The organism is Thermodesulfitimonas sp. (genome assembly GCF_052743955.1).
Window position 1 is genome coordinate 1 of the sequence record NZ_JBRAIN010000075.1, and the last position, 8456, is coordinate 8456.

Below are 8456 nucleotides of genomic sequence, written 5' to 3' on the forward strand. Positions count from 1 at the left end.
TATCCCTTCAGAAATGATGGGTTATTTTTTAAGCTGGTTTTTCAGAGACCTCGTCATAAAGTAAAAACTTAAGAGCAAGGAGTGAAAAGGATTGTATCCAGGTAACGACCTTGAGTCAAAAACCGTGGCCGAGCTTTACAAGATAGCGAAGGAACTTGAGATCCCCGGCTACTACCGGCTACGGAAACAGGAATTAATTTACGAGATAAGGAAGGCGCGGATGGAAAAAGAGGGAGTGATGTATGCACAAGGGGTTCTGGAGATTCTTCCCGACGGCTACGGCTTCTTGCGGCCCTTCAAATATCTCCCTTCGAACGAAGATATCTATGTTTCTTCGTCCCAGATCCGGAAGTTCGACCTGCGCACCGGGGATTTGGTGGCCGGGCAGGTGCGGCGCCCCAAGGAGGGGGAAAGGTACCTGGCCCTCCTGCGGGTGGAAAGGGTGAACGATACCGACCCTACCGAACTTGCCGAACGGATTCACTTCGATAGCCTCACCCCTCTCTACCCCTACGAGCGGATTCGCCTGGAAACCGAGCCCCATAAATTCTCAACCCGGATCATCGACCTGATCTCTCCTCTCGGGAAAGGTCAGCGCGGGCTCATCGTGGCGCCACCCAAGGCGGGTAAAACCACACTTTTAAAGGAGATCGCCAACAGCATCACCACCAACCACCCGGAGATCCACCTCATCATCCTGCTCATCGACGAGCGCCCGGAGGAGGTTACCGATATCGAGCGCTCGGTCCGGGCCGAAGTGGTGAGCTCCACCTTCGACGAGCCGCCGGAAAACCACGTCAAGGTGGCGGAGATGGTTCTCGAGCGCGCCAAACGCCTCGTCGAGCACAAGTACGACGTGGCGATTTTGCTTGACAGCATCACGCGCCTGGCGCGGGCGCACAACTTAGTGGTGCCGCCGAGCGGGCGTACCCTGTCGGGCGGCGTTGACCCCGCAGCGCTGCATAAGCCAAAGCGCTTCTTTGGGGCGGCGCGGAAACTTGAGGAGGGAGGCAGCCTTACAATTTTAGCCACGGCGCTGATCGAAACGGGCAGCCGGATGGACGACGTCATCTTTGAGGAGTTTAAGGGAACCGGTAACATGGAGCTGGTTCTCGACCGGCGCCTGGCGGAGCGGCGGGTCTTCCCGGCGATCGACGTGCAGCGTTCCGGCACGCGCAAGGAGGAGCTGTTGCTTTCGCGGGAGGAGTTAGAGCTCGTCTGGTACTTCCGCCGGGCTACCAACCAGATGACGCCCTGGGAGGCGATGGAGCACCTTCTTGAGGAGATCAGGCGCACCCGGAGCAACGCCGACCTGCTACGGAATTTCCAGGCTTTCAAGCAGGTGAGTGGCGATAAGGTTGACCTGGAGTTCATTGGGCCCCGCCGTGACGCTAACTTAGGCTAATTGAAAAGAGGTTCCCGCCTGAGAGAATCCTTGGTAACGGTACACAATTTTAAGGTATAAAAAGTATAAAAAGAAGCTGTTCCGGCAATTTTATTCTTAGTATATTTTACCATTACAGAGGCAATTATGCGCCGGAGCAGTTTTTTCTTTGCCATCTGCGTTTTTTTGCTTACGGCGGTTTTCTGTAGCGGCCGGGCGGTTGCCCAGCCTGACGAGTGGCTCGGCGCGCCGCCCGAGCCGGCGCTTCCCGTTCTGGGTCTACCAACCTGCTACCGGGTTGCGGCCGGTGACACCCTTTGCGGGATTGCCAGGCGTTACGGCGTTGGTGCGGCGCTTATCGCGCGGGCAAACGGCTTATCGCTTTCCGACCCGATCTATGCGGGCCAGTATTTGTTAGTACCAGCGGGCGGACTTAGCCACCGGGTCGTTCCGGGCGATACCCTCCGGGATATTGCCTGTCGCTACGGGGTGCCGGTCGAAGAGATAGTGCGGGCGAACGGTCTCGATGCCGGCGCGCCCCTGCTTGTCGGCGCCGAGTTGTTGGTACCTATATCCCCGGAAATTCCGGAGACTCAAGACCGCGGGGACCGCGAACCCTTGAGCTGGCCGGTGCCAGGCCCAATTTCTTCGCCTTTCGGCTTGCGGGACGGGCGGCCGCATGAGGGGATAGATATCGCTGCCCCGGCGGGCACGCCCGTGCGGGCCGCTGCGGGAGGGCAGGTTATCTATGCTGGCCCGACAGGAACTTACGGTCTGTTGGTGATTCTCCAGCACGACGATGCGCGTACAACCTGCTACGCCCACTGTGATGAGGTTTACGTCGTTCCCGGGCAGACAGTTACGGCTGGCGAAGTTATCGCTGCGGTGGGGAATACCGGCCGCTCTACTGGGCCCCACCTCCACTTTGAGGTGCGGGTGAACGGGACTCCTTACGACCCGGTAACTTTTCTCCGGAGTTAGAAATCGCTCTGCTTACGGGCAGAAGCAGAGCGAGCTATCATACGTCGCCAACGACGGCTACGTGGCTGAAGCCTTTTCCTGCGGACTGCCGGCGAGAACTTCGGCAAACGGTGCGGGCCTGCCCAGGTGGTAACCCTGGCCATACCGAACGCCGTAGGTTTGCAAAATTGCCACTACCGCCTCGTTTTCCACAAACTCGGCGATGGCCTCTTTGCCGAGGGTGTGGGCTACCGTCTTCATAGCCTCGACGATGGCGCGGTTGGTAGGGTTCGTATCTATATCCCGGACGAAACTGCCGTCGATCTTCAAGTAATCCGCCGGCAGCGCCCGGAGATAACAGAACGAGGAGCAGCCGCAACCGAAGTCGTCAATGGCGATGTGGCAACCTAAGGCCTTGAGCTGGCGCATCCAAAGCTTGGCCTGCGTAAAGTTCCGCATGGCGGCAGTTTCGGTAATCTCGAAACCAATGCGGGAAGGGCTGACGCCTTTTTCGCGGAGCATTGCTTCTACGAATGCCAAGAGCTGGTCATCGGCCAGGCTAATACCGGAAACGTTTACAAAAATCGTTAATTCAGGGTGTGCCTGGAGGATATTGAAAACCGAATTAATCGCCCAGCGGTCGATCTGGGAGATCAGCCCAAAGCGTTCCGCCAGCGGTAGGAAGGCTCCGGGGGGAATCAACGCTCCGTCTTCTCCGGTTAGGCGAATAAGGGCTTCGTAATGGACTACCCTGCCCGTACTGAGTTCTACTATGGGCTGTAAGAAAAGAACAAAGCGGTTTTCTTTAAGGGCCCGCTTGATGAGGGCTACGGTCCGGTTTATTTTGTTTTGCTCACTTGCCGGATCGTCTAAACCGGTCAGGCAGACGACCTTGTTCCTACCTTCTTCCTTAGCCATAGAAAGGGCGATGTCGGCAGCGGAAAGATACTTCTGCGGGTCGGCGGTACTTTCTTTGTTAAGCATTACCAGGCCGATGCTGAGGCTCAGGTGAAACGTATAATTGAGCGGGGAAAGGTGGAAGTCGCGCCCTTCCACGGCTTGGCGCAACCTTTCGGCTACTGCTTTCGCTTCCAGATCACCGTTTGCCTCCACCAGCGCCACAAACTCGTCGCCGCCCCACCGGGCGAGGAAATCCTGTTGTCGGAGCTCTTTTTGGAGCGCGGCGGCCACGGTGGTCAGCAGCCTATCTCCTATATCATGGCCGAAAGCATCGTTGATAAACTTGAAGTTGTCAATATCCATAAAGAGCAAAGCGCTTTCCTGGCCCCGTTTCGCCTGGTTTATCGCTTTGGTAAGCCTCCTTTCAAAGGCGTAGCGGTTCGGCAGGCGGGTCGTCGGGTCGTGCGTGGCCAGGTAGTGTTCCTGTCGTAACAGCGGCAGCAAGAGTAGCGTTCCGAAAAAAACGGAAACTAAACCGGCAACCACAATACCTAGGGTGGCCTTCTTCACGAGCTTATTCGCCTGCGAAAGCGACACCCCCACGTACCAAATGCCGATCACCCTGCCGGTAGAGTCACGTAACGGCGTGTAGGCGGTCAAGTACCACCGGTTTACGATCTTCGCCCGGCCGTAGTAGTTCTGCCCCTGCTTCAGGACCCTTTCTGCCACGGCGGGGGCCACTCTGGTCCCCACGAGCCGCTTACCGGTCTCGTCCCGTACCGAGGTGGTTACCCGCACGTCCCCGCAAAAGATAGTGGCTGTGTCACCGGTGAGGTGCGATACCAAATCTACTGGTACATAGTTGCCGTTCATCAAAACGTCGCCTTTGTAAAGCTTACCGTTTTTTGCTACCCAGGGGCCGGGATAAAGCTGGTCTATCAGGGTGTAACCGATAGCTAAGTCGGATCTCAGTTTCGACTCAATAAGCTTGTAAATGTCGCTTTTTGAAAGAAAAAAGGCGGCTATGGTGCCCAGAAAAGCGACGCCGGCGATAGGTAGCAGCAAGAGCACCAACTTAAATTTCCAGCTGTTAGACGTATGCATGACTTTCACCTCTAAGTTGCCCGGGCCGCGAGAACGCCTTTAAGAAGCAAACGCTACACCAACCTCAAGCGGGCACTTGGCAACATTTTCTGTTATTCGACAATAATTACTTCTATAACCCCGGTCTGTTTTCCTGCTTCCAAAAGCTTTTGCTGGTCGGTGGGGAAAGAGGTTATACTTTATAAGGCGCTCTTGCGGTGGGTTAAGGCGAAGCGGGTGGGGTCCGGATCGAAATAGTCCCGGCGGAATTCGCGGTTGAACCGGCCATCATCGAGGTGGCCGGCGTCCCAGGTGACATCGACAGTGATCCAGCGGCCGTTAACCAGGACCTCGTTCCAGGCATGGTTCGGCTGAGGGGGCCAGGGTTCATTTTCCTGGCGGGCGAGGCCGCGCACGACGGCTGCAGGGATGCCGTTAGCGCGGCAAAGGGCGGCGAAGAGGCGGCTGAAATCTTCACAGACCCCGCTGCGGGTAAAAAGAACTTCCGAAGCCCGCTTATGGGGGATCCGCGGCAAGCGGGCGGCCGCAGTGTCGTAGGTGATCTCCTTAGCCACCCAGTCGTGAACGGCCAGGACGGTTTCCCAGGGTTTATCCCGCTTTAACTGCCGGGCAAGCTTGAGGATTTCCGGGTGGTCCCAGTCGATCCAGTCGGTGGGCACTAAATACCGGAGTTCCGTCCGGCCGAGGTTACGAACCCTGAATTGTACGCGCCCTGCCAAGGTATCGTTTTCCGGCGGACTGCAGAGGGTGACCCGGTAGTCGCCGGGGCCGAAAGGCAGCCAGACGCGGCCGGTTGCCAGCCCGTTGCGGACCGCCACCGGCTGGTCGCTCCGCTCGCCCTCTTTTTCCACTACCGCGATAAGTTCCGTGAAGGCGGTTTGCACCCGCGCCGTGATATCCACGCACGCCTCGGCCGTTACAAAACCGGCCGTGGGGCAGAGGAGCCTCACCCCAGCCTCCTCGCCGTCCCGGAAGACCACCGGTGGCGTGCCGCCCAGAGGCTGGCTCCAGCCGGGCAGGCCGAGAAGGCTGTCGCTAAGGTAAACCGCTTGCGCTACGGGGTTCCAGGAGACGTACGCACCAAGGGCCTCCCCGAGAAAGCGTAAGGGGACCAAGACCCGCCCGCCCGCGACTTGGGCGGGCACTTCGAGAGTGAGGGTCTGGTCACCCGCCCGGGCCCACGCCGCACCTACGCCGAGGGTAATCAGGGCCCCTTGTTTCTTTACGGTAACGGTGCGGGCGGTGGCGTCGTAAGTTACGGTGGCGCCCAAAGCTTCGGCGGCTGTCCGGAGCGGCACGAGAAGGCGCCCGTTCTCACAAACCGGCGGAACGTCGGGCTGTAGGGGCCGCCCGTTGACGACCAGGGCGGTTGGGACAGCAAGGGCCGGCGTGGCGGTCGCCAAAGCAAAGAAAATGGTAATAGCGCCTAAGACAAGGGAAGCGCGAAGCCGGTGCCAAGATACCATTTGCCCCGTCTCTCCCGGATAGGCCTAAAACTCCGGCGCCCAGGCGATAAGTGGCAGCTCAAAGGGGTGCACGAAGATAGAGTCTTCCGGTCTTACCCGCACGGTGTAGCCGAGCGCCCCTTGGGTTAAGGTGATGGCGCCAGAAAAACGGTAAGTGTTATCCCCTAAGGCTTCGGTCAGTTCCATCCGGAACCCGTTCATCTCGGTGAGCTGCCAGTCTTTGGTGCGGCCGAGCATTATTTCTACCACCACGTCTTCCGGTTTTATGGCTCCGAGGCGCACAACGGCCGACACGGCGATCGTTTGGCCGGCAACAGGGAGCGCCGGTTTTTCCGCGGTAACGCTGAGAACGGCGACGGCCGGCCAGTTCTGCGTTAAGTACTCCTTAAATTCCCGCACCCGGCGGGCGGCGGCGTAATCATCTTTGACTAACCGGTCGTAGCGCTCCATAAGCGGCACGTAGAAGCGCGCCGCGTACTCCTTTACCATCCGCCCGGTATTAAAGTAGTGGGGGATGGAGCGCCACCCTTCCCTGATGATTTCGATCCAGTCGCGGGGGACGCCGTGGGTCCGCCGGTAGTAAGCGGGTATCACCACGTCTTCGAGCACGGCGTAAAGGGAAAGGCTATCGTAGTAATCCTGCGTTGCGTCGTCCGGCAGGACCTCCCCCCGGCCAACGGCAAAGCCGTTTTTACCGTTGTAAGCCTCCGGCCACCAGCCGTCGAGGATGCTCAGGTGCACGGTGCCGTTCAGAACCGCTTTCTGGCCGCTGGTCCCGCTGGCTTCGAGCGGCCGGCGCGGCGTATTGAGCCAGACATCGGCGCCCTGAACCAGGCACTGCGCCAGCTCGATATCGTACTCTTCGATAAAGGTAACCTTGCCACGGAACGGCTCTTCCTGGCTCAGATCGTAGATCTGCTTGATAATCTCCTGGCCGCTGCGGTCCGCGGGGTGGGCCTTTCCGGTGAAGATGAACTGGACCGGTTGCTCGGGGTTGTTGACAAGCTTGGCGAGCCTTTCCCGGTCGCGCAGCAGGAGGTAGGCCCGTTTATAAGTCGCGAAGCGCCGGGCGAAAACGACGGTCAGCACGTCGGGGGGAAGGTAAGTCTCAATCTCTTCTTGTTGACTGGGCGATGCAAAATAGCGCTGGCGCTGGGCCAAAAGGCGCGCCCGGCATTTTTCTAACATCCGGGCTTTAAGCTCCTTGCGGACACTCCAGATCTCCACCGCCGGCATCTTCGCGATTTTTTCCCAGGCTTCCGGGCTATTGTAGGGCGTGCGCCACTTATCACCCGCGATACGGTTGAAGTGCTCCACCCACTCCGGGGCGACCCACGTTTCGATATGGACGCCGTTAGTCACCGTGGTTACCGGGATCTCCGCCTCCGGGATGCCGGGGTAGATGTGAAAAAACATTCGCCGGGTCGTTTCGCCGTGCAGGCGGCTCACCGCGTTAGTGTAAGAGGCGTGTCTGTGGGCCAAAAGCGTCATGTTGTGTCCCTGGCGGTCCGGATCGTAGGCCGGGGCGAGAAAGGCGCGCCAATCCAAGCCTCCCTGGTGATAGAAGCGTTCGAAATAGCAGGAGAGAAGTTCCGGCGGGAAGATGTCGTGGCCGGCGGGCACCGGGGTATGGGTCGTAAAGATGGTCGAAGCGCGCACCACTTCGCGGGCCGTTTCGAGCTCCAGTCCCTCGCTGACGAGCTCCCGGAGGCGCTCTAAAACGGAAAAGGCGGCGTGTCCTTCGTTAATGTGCCAGACCACCGGCCTGATCCCCATGGCCCTAAGCGCCCGCACGCCGCCGATGCCGAGGAGAATCTCCTGGACAAGACGCATCTCGTGGTCGCCGCCGTAAAGCCTGCCGGTGAGCTGCCGGTCCTCCACCCGGTTCCGGGGGGTGTCGGAGTCGAGGAGATAGAGCTTTACCCGCCCGACGGTTGCTTCCCAAATCCTGAGCGAGACTATCCGGCAGAGATTCTGGCCGGAAAGCTCGACCTGCACCTCAAGTTCGCGACCTTCCCTGTCGGTAACGGGGGTAATGGGCATTTTATAGAAATTGAGCAGCGGGTAGCGGGCCTCCTGCCACCCTTCGGGATTGATCTCCTGGTTGAAGTAACCGAATTTATAAAGCAGCCCTACGGCCACGAGCGGGAGGCCGAGATCGCTGGCCGCCTTCAGGTGGTCACCGGCTAGCAGCCCCAGACCGCCCGAATAGATCGGCAGGCATTCGTGAATCCCGAACTCGGCGGAAAGGTAGGCAATCACCCGCTCTTTCTTGTCCGGGAAGGTCTGGTCGAACCAGGTTGGCTGATTAAGGTACGTTTCGAAGCGGGCGCAGCACTCCTCGTAAATTTCCATATACTCCGAGTTCTGGGCCGCCTCGGTGAGTTTTTCCGGGGGGAGCGACAGAAGGAAGGCAATAGGATTGTGGTGGAGGTTATCCCAGAGCTCCGCGTCGAGCCAGCGGAAGACGGCACCGGCCCCCGGCTCCCACGACCACCAGAAGTTTTTCGCCAGCACCGCCAGCTTAGCGAGCGCTGGCGGTAATGGCGGCATTACGGCGAGCGAACGGAAAAAGAACATTCCTGGTACCTCCTCGTATAATTTGGTTTAGCAACCCATAAGGTTCACGGATTGAATCTTGG

General features: G+C 58.9%; 5 protein-coding genes. 2 read left to right on the plus strand and 3 right to left on the minus strand.

Annotation, left to right across the window (positions count from 1 at the left end):
- Positions 1–91 precede the first annotated feature (91 nt).
- Positions 92–1405, plus strand: coding sequence for a transcription termination factor Rho (rho, locus tag ACUVTA_RS07150; RefSeq protein ID WP_445952270.1), 1314 nt, complete (start codon positions 92–94; stop codon positions 1403–1405).
- 126 nt (positions 1406–1531) lie between these two features.
- Positions 1532–2365 (plus strand): peptidoglycan DD-metalloendopeptidase family protein, encoded by an 834-nt coding sequence (locus ACUVTA_RS07155; RefSeq protein WP_445952271.1) that lies wholly within the window; start codon positions 1532–1534, stop codon positions 2363–2365.
- Positions 2366–2422: 57 nt separating this feature from the next.
- On the opposite strand, the gene ACUVTA_RS07160 is transcribed toward ACUVTA_RS07155, so the two are convergent.
- The 3 genes from ACUVTA_RS07160 to glgP all read right to left on the minus strand — a co-directional run bounded on the left by ACUVTA_RS07160 (position 2423) and on the right by glgP (position 8394).
- A complete protein-coding gene (locus ACUVTA_RS07160; protein WP_445952274.1) occupies positions 2423–4315 on the minus strand; it encodes an EAL domain-containing protein in 1893 nt (630 codons plus the stop codon).
- Between the two features lie 212 nt (positions 4316–4527).
- Positions 4528–5814 carry a stalk domain-containing protein gene (locus tag ACUVTA_RS07165; protein WP_445952272.1) on the minus strand — a complete coding sequence of 429 codons (1287 nt, stop codon included), beginning with the start codon at positions 5812–5814 and terminating at the stop codon, positions 4528–4530.
- A gap of 24 nt (positions 5815–5838) precedes the next feature.
- Positions 5839–8394: an alpha-glucan family phosphorylase gene (gene glgP, locus ACUVTA_RS07170; protein ID WP_445952273.1), complete on the minus strand. Its 2556-nt coding sequence runs from the start codon at positions 8392–8394 to the stop codon at positions 5839–5841.
- Positions 8395–8456 lie beyond the last annotated feature (62 nt).

Excerpts from the sequence above, each read along its gene's own strand:
- glgP (WP_445952273.1), bottom strand. The coding sequence starts at position 8,394 with ATGTTCTTTTTCCGTTCGCTCGCCGTAATGCCGCCATTACCGCCAGCG.
- ACUVTA_RS07155 (WP_445952271.1), top strand. The coding sequence starts at position 1,532 with ATGCGCCGGAGCAGTTTTTTCTTTGCCATCTGCGTTTTTTTGCTTACG.
- ACUVTA_RS07165 (WP_445952272.1), bottom strand. The coding sequence starts at position 5,814 with ATGGTATCTTGGCACCGGCTTCGCGCTTCCCTTGTCTTAGGCGCTATT.